The following is a 23,355-nucleotide window of genomic DNA, read 5'->3' on the forward strand; positions in this document are numbered from 1 at the left end:
TCAGGTTGGCGCCGGTGGCGGAGGTGGTTGCTGATTATCCACATTTTGTGGGGCTGATTTAATTGTAAAGGTGTAAGTCGCTGTCTGCGATTGGTTACCTGCTGTATCCTCGGCGTGCACTTCTATATCCACCGATGCCGCATCCGGCACCACATAACGCACGCTGTCAAGCTCCGTGCTCTCCAGTATCTGTGGGGTGCCATCCGGCGTATCCACCACGTACCAGAGACGCTCGATACGGCCATCGTCCTGGGCATCGGCCCGCAGCGTAATGGTCTGTCCGGCATAGAGCGTAAGATCCTGAAGCGGGCTCAACAGATAGACATTCGGTACCGTAGTATCGGCTGTCACCGGATCGGTCTGCTTCATCAACTCCTCACCATCCAGCAGGCCATCGGAATCGCCGTCGGCCGTTTGCCAGTCAGTCTGATAAATCAGTATCTCATCCAGATCGGATACCCCATCAAAATCCGTGTCGGTCATACCCCATTGGTGGCCATAACCGCCCAAGCCACCGGAATAAAGGGTATAACTGCCGTTGGCCTGGGGTACAAACCCGACATAGCGATTATACAGGCCATCGGCCAGCGACAGTCGAATATCCGTTGCGCTACCGAAGTTCACCGGTGCCTGCAGAGCCTCTATGGCTTGCCGCGCGCTGGTAAGGGAAGCCGTGGACTTCAGGCCAATATAAGGTTGCTTATACTGGGCAGTGCGGTAATCCACATCATAGTAGTGCATATAGATGCGGCCATCGGCATACAGTACCAGTTGGGCATAATCATAGGTGCTGTAGCCCGGTATACGCGTCTCACGCCAATGAATCACCGTTCGCTCAGTATTGGTGTCGTATTCGAGCCGGTATCCATAGACGAAATCGGTTCCAAGTACGCTGATCATGTCCACATCCAGGGAGCCGGGATTCGGTGTCTGCCGCAACTCGCTGCCGAAGGTGATGTATCCGTTATCGGAGATGTAGATTGTGGTGTATTCCACGCCATAGTAGTTGAACGTGTGACCCAAGGTGAGCGTGGTGCCTCTTTCGTTCTGGAAGCTGTCACTGTTGGCAAAGGACCAGTTATAACCGGGCGCAAAGGTCTGCGGCTCAATAATAATATCCTGCATGGTGGTCAGATCGCTGATGACACTGATCTGATCCAGGGGCCACACCTCATTGATGGCCTGGTTACCCACCTGACCGGTAATGGTCAACTCCTGGCTGCCCTCCAGCATGACGTTATCGAACCGGAAGCCGCCATCCACATCCGTGACCACGGTGCCATAGCCGTCAAAGGCGATGGTGACACCCCCCAAATCGGCTTCACCGGCATCCGAGCGATACAGCACCCGGCCTTCCAGTGAGGTCAGGCCATTGTCAATGATGGTAACCGTGCGCACTGCACTCTGGGCGGTGTTACCGGTAACGTCCGTTGCCTCCACCTGCACCGTGAAGGCACCGGTGGTGGGCGTGGTGATACTGACGCCATATTGGTCACCGATAGGCGAAGCAACAGTGGCAACGCCATCCACCAGGAAGCGAACCTCGGCAACCTGCTCGTTGTCAGTGACTTCAGCGCTCAGGTAGACGGTACGGTCCGGCATGAGGGCATCGCCGTCGTTGGGCCAGATGGCACCCAATACCGGCAGTTCCGTGTCGGCCACCGCTGGTTCGTTATCGACGTTATCCCGCAGTTGATCACCGTCGCTGTCCACATTGTCCGCTTCCAGGCCCAGTGCGTACTCGTCACCGTCATAGACCCCGTCGCCATCGGTATCCCGCAACTGGTAATCACTGTAGCCAGAGACGAATTCGTACAGATCCGGCAGGTCATCATAGTCGGTATCGCGGTAATTGGAATCGTAGTTCTGCAGCAAGACGAAATAGGTACCATTGCCTTGTGGTGTCATGGTCACGAAGGTATCTCGCAACAGGTACGTCGATATATTGATAGCCGCGCTGAGCGACTCACCCTGAGCCAGGGTCAGGCCGTTATAAAGATCAGTGAGCGTTACGGATCGAACGGTATCACCGGCATTGCCCCAGCCGATGTCCAGAGTATTGGGTTCTTCGGCGGCATCCCCGCTGGCGTATCCGGACCACATAACTTGAATAACACCCTCATCCGTGACCGTCATCATGCCATCCAGATACGAGTATCCTTCACCCCAATACTCAAAATACAGTTCGCTGACAAACAAATGCCGATCCGCCAGGCGTTTATACGCCACGTAGCTGCCAGCCCGGCTGGAATTGAACAATGACACCATGGGATAGCTGTCTGTTTGTGGATCGTCTCCATCTACTGGTGCCAAGGCACCAAATACGACGTCACCGTAGTTGCTGATATAAGCCTGTGTATAGGCCTGCTCACCCCAGGTCACTGCGCCATCGAGGGCAATCAACTGGAAAGCAGGAGAGAATCGATCCATCGAAACATTATCTTCATAGTCCAATTGATTCTCATAATACGGTTTGATGTTGCGAACATAGATCACATCAGCCAGCAGCGTTTTACCGCCGACGATCATCTGACTGCTGTCCACCATGGTGGTGAAATCGAGGGTTTCACCGGCCAGCTCACCGCTAATGCGCAACAGCGCATTGTCACGGGCCGAGACATTGGCCAATGAGAATTCACCCAGTTCATCCGTAATGGCGGTGCTGCCCGTATTGGGATCGGTTACTGTGAGACCGGCCATGGGGAAGGTTTCACCGTTGTAGTCCAACAGCACTCGGGACGACACCGTGGTGCTGCTATCGGCCTGCAGATCAAAACGCACCACGCCGCTGCTGCCGGTGCGGCCGGTGGCATCGGTGGCAATGGCCTCTACATCCATAAAGGTGCCGTAGGGCAGATAGAACTGCAATTCATAGGGGCTTTCACTGACGCTACCCACCAGCTCGCCATCCACCCAGAAATTGACTTCAGCCACTTTGCTGTCGTCTTCAGCCTGGGCAGACAGGGTTACCGCCTCATAGGGATACAACGCCTCACCCTGAGACGGGGTCAGCAATACCACAGTGGGATCGGCGTTATCCGCCACCGCCGGATCACCACCGGCCGCGTACTCCTCCCAATCGCTGACACCATCGCCATCGGAATCCTGGCTGTCATTCAGTGTACCCAGGCTGGCTTCCAGCACATCACTTAAACCATCGCCGTCGGAGTCCACATAGGCACTGAGGTTGGCGATTGTCGCAGCCTGGTTGACATCAATGCCATTCAGCGCCTGGCCATCCAGCTTGCGCAGGGCATCCAGTTGTGCCTGAACATCTTCAACACTGTCCCCCATTACCACGTAATGCAGGAAGGTCACACGCTCACCGGGAGCCACTGAGGATTCCAGGCACAGATACCAGTAGTTGGTTCCTGCAGCGGAACTGTCGCAGGGTTTAACCGCTGAGTATTGTGTCCCAAACAGGTGCCCCAGTACCGGCCGCTCCGGTGAGCCCGGGCTGTAGGCAATCAGGTAGTAATCCTCTTCATTCAGCACACTGTCACCGCTGCTGGTGAGCAAAGTCACTTCAGACGAGCTGGAGTAGTAATGGTAGTAGCTTGACAGCCTCACGCCGACGTCCATGGCCGCATCACTTTGATTGTCAAAGGTCTCCTGGTAACGAACAAAGCTGTCACCGGTGGTTGGCACATACACTCGGCGGTGATACAGGGCATCACCGTAACGGCGCAGGGAAGTAGCAAACTCGCCATCATCACCCAGCGCCACCAGATCAGAACTACTGGTGTAATAGCCTGATGAGTAGTTGCCATAGTAAATACTGGAGGGCCGCATGCTGGCCGACCGTATGGCATTGTAGGTGCTGTCGGCCAGGGTCAGGTTACCACTGGTATCAAATGCCCATTCACCACCGGCCCCATCAACAAACAGGCCGGGCAGCGACAATGTGGTGAGGTCATCACTGCTCTCCAATGGATCGGTGCCGTCGACAAACCGCTCTTCTGCATCACCACGCAACAATGTGTCCGAGGCAAACAGCAATGGATCAGTACCCAGCGTCAGCTCTTCACCATCCAGCAGCAGATCATTATCGGTATCCGCATCATTGGGCAGCAGATTGTTCTGGTACTCATACAGATTGCTGAGCCCATCATTGTCGTAATCGGCATCCGGCGCCACATCACCATTGAAGTAGGCTCGCTCATATTCATCCGGAATGCCGTCACCGTCACCATCCGTTGCATTGGGATCAAAGCCGATAGCGGTTTCCAGATAATCATTCAAACCGTCATCATCGCTATCCACATCATCCAGCTTGGTGTTGTAAGTGACTTCATCGCCATCCTGCAGTCCGTCACCATCGGTATCCGTGAGGAACGGATTGCCGTTGTAGACGTTCACTTCATCCCCGTCGGAGACACCATCCCCATCGGTATCCGGATTGGTCACTGAGGTGCCCAATGTCATTTCTTCGATGTTGGTCAGGCCATCGCCATCTTTATCAGACGCCGAATCGTCCGTTGCCACCGGTTCCAGCTCGTTGGCGTATTCGAACGCGTCCGACATGCCGTCACCATCGGTATCCGCCAGATTGATATTGGTGCCCAGAATTTGCTCCAGCGCATCGCTTAAGCCATCGCTGTCGCTATCCAGTTCAATATCGAAGTTGGCAACATCATCGATCAACGCAGCATCCATATTGTAGAGGCTGGCACTGTCGAAGCGCAGGATCGCATCAATACGGGCCTGAACCTCTGCCACCGTACGACCCACTACGTAATAGTGCAGCAGAGCCACCTGATCCCCCGCCGCGACGGTGAGACTGTAGCACTGATCCCAGTAGTTGCTTTGTGCCTGGGCTGTACTGCCACAGTTACCTGCCACTGACTCCAGCCCCAGCATAATATGCCCCAGAACCGGCTGATTGGCATCCACGCTGTCGTACAGGATGATATAGCGATCACTTTCCGTGGGCTGCGCCTGTCCGGATTCGGTGATCAATTCAATGGCACCGCTACCACCGGCACCCGCCAGATAGTTGGTGTTATAGGTGGCGTTGATGCTAACGGCAGCGTCTCCGACATTGGCAAACAGGTCTAGGTAGCGCACATAATCATGGTTGGCACTATCACGGTAAACGCGACGGCTCACCATCAGATCCTGCATACGGTCGGGCCCGACAAAGTGCTCGTAACCGCTGGCATCCGTGGCCGCATCACCACCGTTACTACCATCGTTGTAATACATCTGGCTGACATCACCGGTGACGTTCAAGCGCCCGGCCAACGTGGTGATTGAGATGGTATCCACCCGGATATCACTGATGTAACCGTCCCGATGAATCGTCCACTGAATGCCCTGCTGCAGCGAACTGTAGTAAGGTAAATAGGAATCGGTCAGTACGCTGGATGCCAGATTCGGATCGGTGTTATCCACAAAGAGTTCGTCTTGATCCCAGCGGCCGTCCACATCGCTGTCGGCTTCAGCCGGATTGGTGTTATAGCGGTTCACCTCTTCACCGTCCGTCAACTCATCGTAGTCCGTATCCGTTCTTGTTGGATCGGTACCGTACAACTCTTCTTCATAATTCAGCAGACCATCACCATCGTAGTCGGCATCGGCCACTGCATTGAAGAGGTTCCAGTCCGCTTCAAAGCGGTCGGACATCTGATCACCATCGGTATCCACCAAGGTGGGTGACGTACCGTAGATGTAAACTTCTGCATAGTCATCGAGGCCGTCACCGTCGGTGTCAGCGTCCACCAGGCTGCTGCCGTAGATAAACTCTTCCCAATCGGCAAGACTATCGCTGTCACTGTTGGTTGAGGTAGGGTCACTTCCCAATTCATTCACTTCAAGGCCATCGGACAGCATGTCACCATCCGTATCCATCAGTGTTGGGTCGGTGCCCAGTTGCTGCTCTTCGAAGTTGGTCAGGCCGTCGTTATCGAAATCCTCATCACGCTCACCGGGCAATACCGGTGAATTGGGATCGAAACCGTAGGTGACTTCGAAGCCGTCCAATAGATCGTCACCATCGGAATCTGAATTAATCGGATCGGTTCCAATTGAATATTCATCCCCATCCAGCAAGCCGTCGTCATCATAGTCTGGATTATCAACTGCTGTAACACCGAGCAGCGTTTCCTCCAAATCCGTTAGCCCATCCCCATCCGAATCGAGCATTCCAATGGATATGTTCTGGCCAATTGCGCCGAACACGACGTTGTATTGGCCATCGGATTGGGGAATAAAGACAATTGTCTTACCGATGGCATCAAATTCAGAGCTGGGTATAGAGGACCTGACTTCCGTATTGTCGGGCGTGGTGTAAGAGTCAATCAGTGTATCAAACGAAATTGATTCATATGTATCTGCGGCAGAGCCTGGTGATAAACCTATATATATGCTACTGGCATTCAAAATCACCTGATCAGCCGATTGATAGAGATATGCGAACACCCCACCCCCCAGCAACTGCAGCTGGAAGGTAGCAGCGCCGCCTCTATTCCAGTGCCCATAGTTGTACCAGGTAACATAAGCACCATTGTCATCTTCTGCCACAGTTAACGGATTGCCTCGGCCATCCATATCCATGCCAAAAGGCACTACGAGCGGTGAGTTCAACCAGGGAACACTGTATAAGGTACGGCCATAATTTGCGAAACGCACGTACCCATTTGAATCAACATATATGTTGGAATAGGTTTGGCCAAAGAAGCTGAAATCCTTTGCTAGCGCATACTGGCCGGTGCCTTCGTCATTGAAGTAATAGTTTTCACCAGCGTCAGTATTGAATTCGACACTAATACTATTGGCACCAAGATCCAGCGTTCCTATATCCGTTACGCCCCCGTAGTTAAAGCCACTGGACTCTAAGACGAATTCCTCTTCCAAATTAACCGCACCAACCACACCACTCACGCTTACCACGAGTTCACCAGACATTGCGCTGATGTTGGTCAATGTAAACTGGCCATTCTCATCCGTAGTCGTGACCGAGCCTGATGACTCAATGTCAACGGTTAAGCCTGCCAAATAATAATCTCCGGCCACACCCTGGAAGCGGACAGCACCAGTCAAATCGGTTGACGGCACATCCTGGGGCGCTATAACGATCTCGCTTTGGCCCTGATTAGCATTGGAGTCGTAAGCGATCACCTTAAGCGTGACGGAATCTGCATCGGGAACCTGCCAGGCTACAGAGTAGTTCTCATCCACAATCGTTGTGTACAGAACATCATCCACATACAGTTCGACATACTCGATTGAACCGTCATCCACCACGTCGAACGCTAGTTGCAAATCAGCGCCGCGGTATACATCATCGCCCTCTACCGGGTTGACCCAGGTCACCACGGGAACCGTATTATCCGGCACTTGTGGATCGGTTCCCAGATTGTATTCCTGCAGATCGCTTAGACCGTCGCCATCGGTATCGGAAAGCTGCGGATCCGAGCCGAATGTGGCTTCCAGCTCATCACTCAAACCATCCTCATCGGAATCAATGAACGCATTGAAATTGACGATATCGGCGGCCAGTTCCGCATCAATCCCGGCCAATGTTGTCGCTGACATCTTCTGCAGATTCTGCAGATTGGGTTCACCCGTTTCAAAATCACTTTCCATGGTGGCAAAGTGCATCAGCGCACGTCGGCTGTTGGCGGGAATGGTTACTTCAAACTCGATATCCCAGTTGTAATTCCCACTGGCACCGTACGAATTATCCGTAATCGACGTGGCAACATTGTCATCTTTGAACAGATGCCCGATCACAGGGCGGCTGGAATAATTAGTGTCACGCCACAGCGCATAGCTATCCGTCACATCAATGCTGTTGTCACCGCTGGAAGTCTGAAGCTCAGCGTAATTGCTATAGCGACCATAGCGTGAATACAAGCTCACGGTAATGGTACGCGCAACATCCGTCGGATTTTCGAGTATCTCTATGTATCGAACAAACGCCTCTCCACTGGCAGGCACGAAGACTCTGCGGGCATACAAAAGATCATTCAGTTCCTGAGCAGCAAAATGCCATTCACGACCTTCCTGGGAGGTTCCTACCGTCGAGTTTCCTCCATAGTAGGAAGTGGATCCTGATTCGGAGATGATCGAGGCGTCAAAACCATCATACCAAATCGCCGAGCTAGTGCTGCCACTGGACCCTGCCCAACTGTTGGTTACGGCACCTTCGCTACAGAACTGCCAACTTCGGCCGTTAGCATCATTGAGCGTTCGACACATAGAGGTAACCGGCAGAACCGAGGCAGGATCATTTGGATCAGTTCCATCAACGATTGCCTCATTACCGTCCCAGCGCCCGTCATTATCGCTGTCTGGCAGCGTTGGATCAGTCTGGTAAACTCCAAGCTCCCAACCGTCCCAAAGCTGATCATCGTCACTGTCCTGATCCTGTGGATTGGTGCCTTGCTGGAACTCTTCCAGGTTGGTCAACCCGTCGTTATCGAGATCACCGTCTGCAGGCTCATTCAACAGGCCGTTTTCCACTTCATACAGATCCGGAATTTCATCACCGTCACTGTCCGTCGCCAGCGGATTGGTATCGTAGACATAGATCTCGTCGTAATCGTTGAGTGTGTCGCCATCACTGTCAACGTTGTCCGGCAACAAGCCTTGCGCCAATTCATACTCGTCGGAGAGTTCGTCACCGTCGGTGTCGGACTTGGCCGGATCTGTACCATGAATATTGACTTCATCGCCATCAATCAGGGTATCGCCGTCGCTGTCGGGATTGTTGGGGTCCGTCAGCCAGGTTTGTTCTTCCAGGTTGTTCAAGCCATCGGTATCGGGATCGTCAAAGGTTTCACCCGCACCGGCCTCTGAAAGAGGATTGAACCCATGCTCAATCTCCCAGCCATCAATCAGGCTGTCGCCATCTGAATCCTCATTAAATGGATCAAGGCCCAGTGGTACTTCATCTGCATCGGCAACACCATCCCCGTCACTGTCGATCTTGGTCAGGTTTCTGGAAACATAGGACAACAGATTAGCGGGATATATATCACTGATTCCGCTGCGGTAATTAACCAGGAAATAATCCAGTGGCGTGGAGGAATACACGACCTTACCTCTGCCATAGGGGTAAACATAAGTGACCCACTGGCCGTTATCCGCTTGTACGATCAATGGATAAGAACCAGGTTCTACAGTGTTACCCAACACATAGCCGTGCGATGCACTTGATCCATCCAATGTGCTGTTGGTGATCGTACCTCCCGGACCGCTTACGAAATCCGCAGGGGCATCCGGTGCCAAAGATACATTTGAATCAACGTCTCTATAGGCTGTACCAGGATTACCAGGCAGTACTCTATTGGAATTGCCTGTAGATCGGTCATGGACAATCAAAACACCACCATCGTCAACAAATTGGGCGATCTTCGCCGAATTGTTGATATAGGTACTTGAATAGCTATTGGAGCTGTTACTGGGCAACTCAACAAACAGAATTGTGTACTCAGTTAAGTTGTCATTATTGAGATCCGTGATGCTGGCACCCTGCAACCCGGCAGCCGTAATAGGTGGCAGTTGACTGGAGACGCCACTATTACTGGACATATTATAATAACCCACCAGCGTTCCCTGATTGGTGCCTCCGCTAGTGGACAGCACCAGATCACCAACCGAGACATTTCCATTTCGTACCGGCTCGAACCAGACGGATTCAGCCGTCATCTCTGCTGCACCGAATTGTGTGGAAGCAGAAACACGAATCAGGGTATCTATCGTCGGTACTCCAGTGACAGTAAAGGTGCCTTCAGAATCCGTCGTCACCGTGATTCCCCCAACTTCTACGCTGACCGCTTCTACCGGTTGACCCAACGCATCCAGTACTCTGCCAGTCACCGTCATGGGCAGGTCTGCTATCAGAGAATAGGTTTCTGATACCACAGTTGAAGTATTGCCACTCACATCAGTGGCGTACACTTCCAACGTAAAGCTATCGCCACTGACCGGTGCTGTGTAGTTCACCGAGAACGGTGCGTCAGTAGATACCAGCGTATTGGTGCCATCAATGGTATAGGTCACGGATTCGTTCACGCCGTTTTCAGTGAGGTCAACCGACAGGCTGAGTTCTTCACCGTAAACCACTTCGTATCCTGCAGCGGGGCTGCTGATGACCACCTGCGGCGCCACGGTATCGAATTCGAGCGGATCGTTATCGACACCGTCTTCCATGCCATCACCATCGCTGTCCGGGTTATAGGGATCAGCGCCGGCCAGAATTTCCGCACCGTCCAGCAGGCCATCACTGTCCGTATCCGCCACTTCAGGATCGGTTTCATAGACAAGTAGTTCCAGCTTGTTATTCAAGCCGTCGTTATCGTAATCCGCGTTTGCATCCTGATCGTTATTCGGATTCAGAATCGGGCTGTTGTATTCGATGCCATCGGACAGGCCATCAAAATCGGAGTCCGGATTGGTCAATGAGGTATAGCTGTTATAACGCTCCACATAATCCGACAAGCCATCCGCATCCGTGTCACTGAGGTTGGGATCACCACCGAAGGTTCGCTCATCATCATCCCAGATGCCATCAAAATCGGTATCTTCACTGAGGGGGCTGGACGCAGGGTACGCGCCGCTTGGATTCACCTCTTCACCGTCGTAGAGGCCATCACCATCCGTATCCCAACGCTTCGGATGCGTGCCAATAGCCTGCTCTTCCAGTGTGGTGAGGCCATCGTTGTCGTCATCGAGGTTGGCAACGCCTTCATCGACCGTTGGATCATAACCAAAGCGGACTTCGAACCCATCCAACAAACCATCACCGTCCTTATCATTGGAGTAAGGGTCGGTGCCGTTGCTGTATTCCTGGATATCCGGTAAGCCATCCTCGTCCTGATCGGCCAGTGATCGGTTATACAGGCTCTGCAACAGGTTGGGCATGTACACCGTGTTGTACGGGGACGATGCCACCAGATAGGCCATGCGGACGGTACTGTAGTAAATCAAACCACTGCCGTACTCATATTCCACGGCCGCCACCTGCTTGTAACGACGATCACTGCGCAGCATCACCGGCGTCATGCCTTCCGGCAGTTGGTCCATGGGCAGGTAGCCATAGCTGCCATTGGTATTGCCCAGCGAATTCCGGTTCAGATCTCCGGCCGCACCCACCATGATGTCAGACATCAGATTGATGTCATAGACCGGATATCGATTGGAGTAATCGGTGTTGTAAATTGGCCAGAAATCCAACCCTGGCAACCTGTAATAAGTGGTGTTGGAATCATAGGGTCTGTCTTCATGCCAGACGAGAATACCACCGTTTTCGGCATAGGCTTCAAATGCGGCCTTTCTGGCTGCCGAGGCACCACCACTCCAGGAACGATAGTACTGGTCGCTTTCCACAACCACCATCACCAACTCGGAAAGATCTTCCGTTACCGGGTCGACTATCTGGACCGCGTCAAAACCGGCATTGGTAATGATGTTGGCCTGATTGTTGGTGCCCTGATAACTTCCGTGGCTGTAATAACCCACCTTGCGGGCAACAGGTTGCAACAGGATATCGCCCACATCCGTGGTGCCTGCCCAAACGGGCTCATAGGTATCACTGAGGGCGGTCACCGCGTCTCCACTGACTACACCGTTGGCCACCACCTGGATGGCGCCACCGGCAACCGGTACCTGCGTTACCACAAAGGCACCGTCAGACTGGGTAATGGTTTCCAGACCCAACACAGTCACGGTGACATCCGGCAATCCCGCTCCGGAACCATCAACAACCCGGCCGATCACCGTTGTTAACGGATCATCAATCACCGTAAAGGTGGCGTTGATCTCACCGGCGTTGTCATTGGTATCGTAGGCAATCGCCCGTACCTGCAGCTCTCCGGACAGTGCCGGCAACTGATAGCTGACACTGAACGGTGCTGCTTCAGAAGCCAGCAGCGTCGCGTTATTGATGTAGTAATCCACTTTTACCACACGCCCGTTGTCGCTCAGCGCCGGGGTGAGGGTAATCGTTTGCCCCTTCAGTAGCTGCTCGCCCGCGGCAGGCGAGGACAGCGTGATCTGCGGACTTTGTGTATCCGGCACGCGGGGCTCACTGTCTTCGTCATCGCGCAGCCCGTCGTCATCGGTGTCCTGCAGGAGCGGATCGGAATCCACCGTATTCACCTCATCACCATCCGACAAGGTATCGCCATCGGTATCGGTTACGCGAACCAGGGTACCCAGCTGGATTTCCTGCAGGTTGGACAGGCCGTCGCCGTCCTCATCAGCCGCGGCATCGTCGGCATCGCGCGGATTGAGGTTGTTCTGGCGCTCCTGGGCATCGTTCATGCCATCGCCGTCGGTATCCCTCAAGGTGGGATCAGAAGACGGAATAGACGACACTTCCACGTAATCCGTCAGGCCATCGCCATCGGAATCCTGCAGCAATGGATTACTGCCGTGGTTGAGAACTTCGCTGCCATCACTGAGGCCATCATTGTCGGTGTCACTGTCATTAATCAACGTACCTGCGGCCAACTCGGCACCGTTACTCAGGCCATCACCGTCGCTGTCCTCGTTGATGTCCAGGGTGCCATTGCCATCACTGTCAATTGATCCGGGCAGCAGATTGCCGGTTTCAATTTCAATCCGGTTGGGTATGCCATCACCATCAGCATCCCCATCCGGCAGATACACTTGTAATGTCAGACTGTTACCCACTGTTAATGTAGCTCCGCCGTAGGTACCGCTCAACGTCAATGGTTTCGCAACGCCATCGCTGAAGCCCGGATCCAATGCCGCGAAATCAGGCACCGTGAAGCGGCGGTAGGATGGATTCCAACTGAATCCAAGTGTGGAATCCCCAAGGGTCACCTGGCCACTACTGATGGAGCTATAGCTCACACCCAGCTGCACCGGCAACGTCACACTCTGGCCAATGTATACCGCCAGCTTGTTGGGAACACCCACCAGAGCTTGTGGTGTACACACGTCACCTTGTTCGACCCGAACCGACTCAGCCCGGGTCGCACTGGTCAATACAGAACCGGTGGTGTCGTACTGATAACAGGTGTTCAATGCCAAGGCAGAATCCGGTGTAAAGAATACGGTGTCACCCTGAATGGATGAGGTTCCATTGATCTCCACGCCGGCGCTCAGGATGCTCACCAGGGTACCAGCTTGCAGGGCCTCGACGGTTTCGTCATAGACAAAGTACGCGGTCAGGCGGGTGCTATTCACCTCTCCCAGGAATCCGGATTCGTTAATTTCCGGAGGCTGCTGATTAAACAGCAGGTCAAACGTGGTGGTGTAATCCAGCACTTGATATTGAGCGGGAACACTGGCCACGGTCAGCGTCACGGTTTCATATTCGGTATTGCTGACATCCAGGGTCGCAACACCATCCACCAGGGCAACATCAACCAGGTTGCCCTGATCGTTGATGACTGCACTACCGGATACCGCAACACCCAGGGTGAAGTTCGCATCCTCGCCCAGGAAGCGCTGGCTTCGGTTACCGTAGGTATCTTCCATCACCAGATAGATGCGGGCCGCACGTTTGGTGCCGTATTCCGCTACATCACCTTCCGCCTGCTCTGCCAGTGTCTCATCAACAAACAGCAGAGTTACGGCATCGGCGGCGGCAACCACCAACGGCAGTTCGCTTACAGACTGTGGTGCCGTGGCCGCGCTGCCGTCATGGTCGTAGCGGGTTTGTTTGCCACTGCTGCCGGTGATGGCCAGTTGATAATCACCCGCCACCGTAGTGGCGCGCACCTGCAGGGATGCTGCACCATTCTGCAATGTGACTACAGCACGCTGAACGCTGCCTTGTGCGGTGGTGATGGTCTGAATGTTGACGTTATCCCCCGCCGTTACTTCGAAATCCGGGCTGGGCATGGTCAGCGTAAAGCTGGTAGCCGAATCCGATTCATTGCGATTACCTTGTGCATCATAGGCATCGACATTGATCGAGAACAACTCTCCGGCGGTGGCTTCCGGCATCTGATTAAAGCGCAGCTCCTGGGTTTGACCTGGTTTCACGGTCACCGAGAATTGCGCTCTTTCGATAACCGGATAATCCACCAATTCCGCCCTTAGCTCATAGCTGGTCGCCCGCAGCGAGGTGGACATATTCAGAGTTGCCGTACCATTTTCCGCACTGGTGGAATCACCCATCGAGATCACATTGCTGGAAGCAACATCTTTCAAGGTCCAGCGCACCTGCTGACCGGCAACCGGCCGCGCCGCCGCATCCAGCACTTCCACCCGGTAGACAGGGCTTTCACCCACCTGCACCTCAAGCGGATTTTCATTGGCCGCAACAGCTGCGAAGCGGATCAGGTTCGGCGCCTGGGTCAGCGGCACTTCATAGAGTGCGGTTTCCACTTCCTGGCCGATCTTGTCTTTCAGTACCACTTTGAAGCGGTACATATCCCCATCCAGGGCGCTAGTGGGATAACGGAAGTAATGATTCAGGGTATTGGTATAGCCGCTGAGATTAGTACGCTCGAACACAGTGGTTTCGACGCCGGCGTTGACCTGCACGATTTCAACGTTAAGCCCGGAGGCATCGTCTACGTTCTGTAGGTTACTGAGTGTGATGCCCGCGGAACCACCATAGAAACCCCGTGCATCCGGCGTCACGTTCAGATTGGCAACCACCGGTGCCCGATCGCGAAGCACGGAGACATCGTAGTTGACCTGGGTCAGGATGCCGCTGTTATCGGTCACGCGCACGGTTAACGCTTCCGTTGCATCCGCTGCCAGGCGTTCCACCCGCTGATCCACGATGGTAAAGGCCTCGGCGGTGGCACTGGCTTGGTTAATGTCTCTGCCATATACCGTTCCACCCCAGACCACTTCCAAGCGGTCTATACGCACATCATCCGATGCAGAGACCGACACGGTGAAGCTATCCAGTTCACGTACCTGTGCCGGATAGTTCAGATTATCAATCACCGGCCCCTGGTTACTGCCGATGGTGACATTGAACGCTTGTGAAATACTGTTCAGTGCGTTATCCACCACCTCAATCTGGTACTGGATCACTCCGGTATCCGCTGCCTGATCCGAGAATGTCAGTACGCCATTCTCAAAGGCCGCGGCCACCAACACGCCATTGCGACGCAACAGCGCTTTATCAATCCCGCTCTCACTGTCATTAATGGCAACGCTCAATTGATAGGGGAAGCCCTGAACAACGGTCTGGCCATCTGCATCAACACTGTCACCGGACAGGGTGAAGGCAGCGGACGGATTGGTGGTGTCTTCGTAGCGGTAGAAGCGCTGTGGCTGGGATTCAGCTACGTTGCCGTAGATATCCACCGCACGGGCTTTAACAAAGTGCCCTGATCGCTCCACGCCCCAGTTCATGGCCAGTTTGTACTCGGGCCCATAAAGTTTACCCACCAACTCCCAGGGTCCATCCACACTACTGGCGACAAACAATTCCACTTGGGCGATGGCCTGGCTGGAGCCTGAAATTACGGCCTTAACATCAAACGGTTTGGGCCCCCAGCTGTGTTCAATCACATCCATGCTGACCTGGAAGTCGTTCACCAGTTGGCTCTCGGACTGCAGGAACAGCGCACGGGGTTCACTCTGCAGTACCCGGCCGTTGGTTAATTCAACCCTGTTGTATAAGGTAAATGACTGACCATTGGGCAGGCTGGCCGGTACCGGCAGCTGACTTGCAAAGGGTTTCTGGGCAGCGCGCACCACCAACTGATTGTTGATGTACCATTCAACGCTATTCAGTGATTCAACATCAGCGAACTGATTCTGCAGTGTTTCGCCATAGGCAACCGCAGTGGCGGGTGTGGGCAATACTGCGCTGATATCACCACTCTCAAGCGCCAGGGGAATTTCCAGTATTTGTACGCCACGGCTACCTTGTGCCAGGATCAAGCGGTTCCATTCCCCGCTCATAGCGGTGGCTGCAGCATCCAGGCGCAAGGCGGCCGCCGGCAACAGATCGTTGGTATAGAGATCATAGGCCGCCAGCGCTGCACCGTCGTTATCCTGATAGGCAACCCATATCTGTCCATTGTGAACCGTCAGCGCGGTGATGAACTGGGCGTTGGCCACATCGATCTGGGTCTCGGTCTGAGTATAGAAGCCGCGCTTGATAACACGGGCATCCAGCCCATAGATCAGGTAGTCCTGGGTCACTGCCAGGCGACGCACGGATTCCGGCAGGGCACTCACCTCTTCCTCCAGCGCCCACTGGGTCACGTCGACATTGGGACGTGCCACCAGCGTGTAAATCGTACCGCTATCCGTACTCACGGCAAGACGATGGCCTTGTCCAGCCAGGGCAACAATGCTCTCGCCGTTGCTGACACTGAAGTTGGTCAATAAGGATAACGTATCACGATCAAACAACTGCACACTGGAACCATCGGCCAGCGCCAACCAGCGGTCGAATACGCTGAGGTCGGACAATGCATTGCCACTGTAGAAGAAGTTTGAACCGCTGCCGGCATGGGTGATGCGCTCCACTTTCTGTTGCCCACTGTGCAGCAGATAATGGTAATTGGCGTCGCTGGCAACACGGGTTACCGTGCTGCTGTAGGCGGGTTGCGGATGAACATCCGACGTCCAGCCACCGCCCTGACGCTGATGAATAACCGCACCATAATTATCCTGGGCTGCGATGACCGATCCCCTGGCCACACTGACATCCCGCGCCAATCCGGAGACGGAACCGGATTCCGCCGCCACAAATACGGGCAGATAGCCGTCCGAGCCAGGCGTAAATTCAAGTACCTGAGCTGAGTCAAGGTACACTTTGCCGGCAAACTGTTCGGCATGGGTTATGCCCGCAGACAGAGCCAGTGGCCAGTTGGCAATGACACCCGGACTCTGATAGTCATGGAGATCAATCACCGCAGCCTTTTGCACCGAGCCATTGAGCGCGATCAACTGCCCGCGTCGCGCCAGCAGTAATTCCGCAGACACATCGAGAGCGAATACTTCTGCGTTCCAGTCATCATCAAGTCGAATCAGGTTGCCATCAACATCGGTGGCGTAGAGATCGCTTCCCTGCTGCGTTATTGTGGCCAGACCGGTACGTTGATAGCGATCGGATACCGCACCATTCTCGGCTCTGGCTATCTCGGTGGTGGTCAGCACCGCAACACCATCACCGTAACCCACCATATCCAGCAAAGTACCACTGAAATTAAGATCGGTTTCATTCTGGAAAGCCAAGCCGGCAATGTCATAGGCAAGCAAACGGGTTTGGGTACGAACATACAATTGATTACCCACTACCGCGATCTGGTGGAGGTTGCCCGCCAGCGGATGATTACTCATGATTTTGAAGTTGGCGGCCGGATCCACAACATACAAGCCGAATCCGCGCACGCCCAACAGCAGGTATTTGCCAAGATATTCCATTGAGCTGATATCACCGGCCATTTCCAGCTGCAGGCCCTGGCTGTTATAGAGCCCACTGCCCAGGCTGTACCAGTAATCACCCACTGCCGGTAACAATGCATCAAACTCAAAACCAGCCGTCAGGGACAATCGATAGGGATCCATCACCTGCGCCACAAACTCCGCCCGGCGCTCCGTTCCATAACCATCGGTCAGGATCACAGAAACCACAATCTCGGAGGCATCATCCGGCACCGTAAAGGGAACCGGGCCCGCGCCCGAGGCCAGCAGCACGCCATCCACGGTAATGTTCAGACTGGCATTGTAGCCAACGATGGCGTCCGCCAATTCAACCCACAGCGTGGAACCGGCGTATACCAGCGGCGGCAAGCCGGAAATCTCGGGTTGCGGTACGGTGTTTTTCGGCACTACCCGCAAGCCGACTTCGGTTTCGTTGTAATCGTAGCCGGTATTGAAGTACGCCCGCACCCGGAGCCGATAACTTTCCTGCACCGCAACCGCTGGCAACTGCATTGCAAAGCCGCCATTGGGGTCGCTGCTGAAGATCTGCTCCACCACATTCTGATTGAAATCGGTGAGAGTGACCTCAACGTGGTTGATCTGTGATTCAGGGTTAGCCTGGTTGACGTCATAGCTGAGATTCAGCCATTCACCTTCTGAGAACATCTGATTATTCTCAATACCACTGAGCAGGACAGCGGCATTGGTGTCATTGTTTGCGCTCACCACCAGGCTAATGTCATTGGTGACAGACTCATTCACTACGACGCTGTAAGCGGCGCTGGTATCGTTAGCGGTCAACCACTGATAGAAATGTCCGTTCACGTCAGAAGCAAAGGCCTTGTCCGCAAAACCAAGTTCTTTGACACGACTAATAGGATCCAACAGCACACTGACCGGTCGTTGCGCCCATTCGGCAATCAGATCCCCTTGCTGCGGAGCCATATCTTCTATGACCACGTTTTCCACGTAATCCGGAATGATGGTCTGGCTGTTAGCGGTGCCGTGCTCCAGCACATTGAACAGAATGTCGGTGCCATCCAGTTCGCTGTAAGCAACAAACCAGGTACGGCCTTGAGGGATCACATAACCAAAGCGACCATCCAGTTCACCTGTATACCAATGGGGTACGGCGGCAAGGCGTTCACCCGCGGCATTGGACAGGTAAACATGCTGGGCACCCAGATTTGAATCTTCAATGGTACCGGCCAGCAGCAGGCCATGGGCAAGCGCGTAAGCCGATACGTTCACTGCAGGTGCCGTATCCTGGGTCTGATAAGGCTGCGCGGTAACCCGATCGCCGGTACTGGCCCGTTGCAACCAATACAGGTCCGTTGCACCGACTGTCAGCTCGTTATCGTTGATCAGGTAACCTGCGCGCTGGCCATTTTTCCATACTTGCCAGTGGGCGGCGTTACCCTCTTCCAGTGCTTTTATCCACAGCAGTTCGCCATCCGTCACCAGCGACTGAACGCGGGCACCTGCGTCAAAGCTCACAGCCGAGCCTGCATCCAGCGTACCGGCAAATGGATAGGCCGTAACGTTGCTGTCGGACCACCAATAAACCGTTGCCTCCGCAGTGGCAACACCCTCTGCGTCGACATCATCCAGCTGATCCACCAGTGTGATGCGCAGTTCGTTCTCTGCTGTCACCGTGTAGACCTTCAGTGCACCATCGGCCAGGGCCACCAGGTATTGGTCAAGCACGGCCACGGATTCAATTGTACCGGCGTCCAGTCCAATAACCGGCACCCAGCCATCACCGGTGTAGCGCAGCGCCGTCACCTGCGTACCGTAACCCACAAACACATCATTGCCTGCCGCCGACAGCATCCTTCCGGAAATCGGGCGATCAATACCCGCGCCCCAGTCACCGCTGACAACCGGCAGGGCACGTATCAGACGCCGGCCCTGATTTTCGATCTCGAGTACCATCAGCGAACCGGTAAAGACCGCACCGGTCACCGCGCCCGCGCCCTCATCAATCACTGTATTGACGCCACGCAGCCGATAACCATCCAGGCCCTGGTTTTCCACCATGACCAGACCTTCTGCCACTGCAGCCGTTGGAATAACACTGTGGATTTTCCAATCACTGTCAGCCTGGTACAGGTTGACGGAATCACCGGCGAGATACTCCACTTTGGAGAGGGTGGTTGTCTGTTGTTTCAGATTATCCGAACGGTCCCGCAGATTGGCCACAACCGTCACTTCTCCCGCTGAATAATCGGTGGCAACTGTCTCCTGCTGCAATAACATCGGCAAGCTGGTCTGGTTCACGCCATCGGTTATTTCGATACTGGAGCTGTCATCAAAATCATCCATACCCTCGGGGATGGCGCCGCTCACACGAATGGTGGTTCCCGCCAACACTTCCGCGGCAGGTAGAACGTCCACTGCAATCGATTCTTCAATACCGTTATCAACCACCACATTGAGGTAACGCTGGGACTTGAGTTCGACACCGTCTACCACCGCCTCTACACGCACTACCAACACAGCGGATTGGGTCACATCCGGAATTTCAACACCCGCTTCCACCCGCTCACTGTCACTTTCACCGCGAACAAGGGCAATCGCCGCCGGATTCTGCGCATTGGTTTCATCTGCGTTGAGATCAAAATTCAGTTGCGCTGAGGTGATGTCACGCATCAGGACTTGCACACTGAGCGCTTCACCGGAGTGCACCACCAGGCCGTTCTCGATATTCAGAATATCCAGCTTCGGAGCCACCTGTTCCGGGTCGATAGGCTGGTAGGTCGCGGTAACAGTGTCACTCACCAGACCGTTCAGGTCGACCGCACGCGCATTCACCACGATGGGGTCCACCGCATCCTCGGCAACCAGCATCGGATAAACACTGGGATCGGCAAGCTGCTGGCAATTAACCGCATCAGCGAAGGGATCAGCGGTCAGGCTATCCCGACACACATCAACGTGGCTAATACCGTAACTGTCGAATGCGCGCAGTATGACTTCTGTCTCTTGGCCACGCGGCACATATTCTCCATCCTGCGGCGCAACGATGACCAAGGACGGCGGGGTGCTGTCCGGGTTCAGCACGTAGGATTCCACATAGTTGCGGTAACTGAGTTGACCACTGAAGCCATATCCAACGCGCAGACTGACCGGAACGGTGGTCGCAACCACATCACTGCCACTGCCGAGCACATCGATCAGCTTGGGATTCAGATAAGACAAAGCAGCCAACCCTGTGTCCTTATCCAGGCTAACAGTTTGCCATGATCCATCATCGAACACTTTAATCTGCGCCGTATCCACCAGGGAAAGGTCGCCGCTTAGCTGGAACTGCAGCATAACCCGCGTCTGTTCTTCAACTGTGGACGGATTGGTGCTAAACGCTTGCACCGAAAGCTCAGGATCGGTCACAGCAAAGTCAAAGCGCTTCTCTACTTTTTGCTTGCCATCGGAGGCTTCCAGCAATATGGACAGGCTGCTGAAATCCGCGTCCAGTTGTACCGGTACATAGGGCAGGTTGCTGACCTTGGTATCTTTACCCGGGCTTAGCCAACCAGTGCGGTAACTGAGACCACCGTCATCGGATATCCGATAGCGGTAGCTGATCTGCTCTGCCGCTTTGTAGTTATCAACACCCACAATATTGAAATATAACTGGGTGCCGCGCTTCAGTACGTCACTGGCGTTTGCCTCGCTACCGTCCAGATAACGCAGTTTGAGTTGTGCCGCATCCGGCGCCAACAGGTCTTCGGCAACAAACCGGGTACTGAGCACTCCGCCGCTGATTCCGGCCTTGGAATTATCGTACGCCTGATTACCGCTCAGATCCTGCAAACCACTGATTGTCACCAGATATTCTGCATTGTGTTCCAGCGAGCTGCTGTCTTTCAGCGACAGTGTAATGGTGCCACCGGTTTCACGCAGTGGTTCAAAGCGGTCACTGATGTCGATCTGTGGCGCCGGATGGCTATCGTAATCCTTGAATACCTTGACGACGCTGAATGCGTTGGTGCCAGCCGCTTTGATTGGTTCATTTGCTTGCAGAACCAGATCCAGGGAATAACCCAACTGCTGGGCAATGTTCACCGTGGGCCGTGTATCATCGATCACCAACATGCGTTGATCAGCGCCGGTGACCGTCACCTCACCGGTGTTCCTGCGCCACAGGGCAATGTCGTACTGAGCACCAACCAAAGATGCCGGTGCCACAAATGTCAATTGATCCCCTGCCAAGGAGTAACGAATTTCATTACTCGCATTGGGCTGAATACCCTGACCAGTCTGGTACCAATGCAAGGTCACGTCACTGCTGATGCCGCTGGTGGTCAGGGTGATCTGATCGCCCCCGGCATCACTTACCCGCGTCGCGCCTGCGGAATTGTCACTGGCAACATTACTGATCCCCATGGCAGACCGTACAGCAACGGCCGCAGGCAGTACGGCTTGCTGGCCAACCTGTTGCACGATGATACTTTGCAGCCCGCTCTCCGTCAGAGTCGCCGTGAAGTTTAATCTTGTGCCTTCGGCATTAACGGTGAGCTGATCCCTTGCCAACTCCACGCTGCCCACGGACAACGTCTCCACCAACTGCAGCTGCTGCCCGTAAACCGTAAATTCAACTGCGGTTCCCGCCACCACCGTGATCGGCGAGACACTTTGCAGGGTCATGGGCGTAATACCAAAGATCGGAGCTGCGATAGAGGTGATCGGCAAATCAAGGTTGAGATCGCCGCCGGTCACCACACTGGTGGGTTGAGTCACAAAATCAATGGAATAACTTTCGCCAGGCGCATAGGAATCCAATCCGATTTCGAATCGCAGCTGCGCGCCTTCCTGAATCGTAACACCGGATACGGTGGCGGCATCACTGTTGCTGGTGGCCGCCAACTCCACGCCAGACCATGCCAATGCATCGCCGGTGATATCCAAGCGTAACTCATCTTTTTCGGCAGCCAGTTGGGCCGGAAGCAATTCCGTTCCCTGCGCCAAATCAATGGCTACATTGAGGTAGCCTTTCTGACTCACCCATTCCAACAATCCATTGTTCAGGCTGATGGAACCGATGCCATTCAAGCCGCCAGAGGGCACCGCGATGCGGGCAACCGGCCTGACCGACAAGGCCTGGTAACCGTCGATATCCAAATCATAAATTTGCCAGGTTGCGCCATTTACGGCGATCAGCAGGTCACCGCTTATGCTCAGTGTTGCGGAGGACAGCTCCTGCCATGGAATGGAACCCACCAGCGCATCGCCGGCGTTGCCGGTGAGACGACGCTTGTCCAGCAAATGCAATCCATTGTTGGTGCTCACCGTTAGCCAGCGATCAGACGCCGCAACAGAGGTGATGCTTTCGTCTGCCACCTGCCAACTGTTCAACAGTCGACTGGGTTCTGCGGCATCCCGTACTTCAATGCCCTGCTCAAAATAGATCACCAGAGAATCGGCTACTGCGACCAACCCTTTTACCTGGCCCAATGCCGAGCCATCCAGTGCAAGCTCGCTCAGATCCGCGCTGGAAGGATTGCCATACAGCACGCTATTGCCTGCCAACAACACCATACTGGCATCAGTCAACACCAGATCGGAGAAATCATATCCCTGCACGTTATTGATACGATTAAGTGGAGCAGGGTTATAGATATTGGTGATATCAAACACTTCAATATCACCGCTGCCCTGGCTTACCACGCCAATCCTGGAGGCATTCATTGCCATAAGAGCAACATCGTCAGACGCGGCAACTTTCGACAACAACAGCGGAATCACACCGTCACGGGTGCTATAAAGCCGAACTTCGTTCGCGTCCGCCGTGGCCAGCAGTTGATTAACCCGAACGGCACGTTCTGCTGCGCTAATCCGGATGTTGGCATCGTAACGGATTTCCAGACTGGTATCGGTAACGGTATCTTCACCAAAATCCGTGTTACTGACTTCAACGATCAGCTGGCCTATGGTGTTATCCGGCACCGGCAGGCTGATCAGGCTGGCCGACTCGACCAGCAAATTGGATACTTCCTTACCGTTTATACGCACCCGGGTACCAATGCCCAG

Annotated in this window: 1 protein-coding gene (running past one end of the window); it reads right to left on the reverse strand. The window is 54.3% G+C overall.

What is annotated here, in order from left to right; genetic code table 11:
- Window positions 1-23,355, reverse strand: the 3' portion of a protein-coding gene (locus D9N13_RS23140; RefSeq protein ID WP_290594357.1) for an Ig-like domain-containing protein. 21,585 nt of this gene lie beyond the right edge of the window; 23,355 of the gene's 44,940 nt are visible here — the last part of the coding sequence; the start codon falls outside the window, past its right edge — the gene reads right to left on this strand; the stop codon is at window positions 1-3.

Source organism: Ketobacter sp. GenoA1, assembly GCF_003671475.1.
Lineage (GTDB): Bacteria > Pseudomonadota > Gammaproteobacteria > Pseudomonadales > Ketobacteraceae > Ketobacter.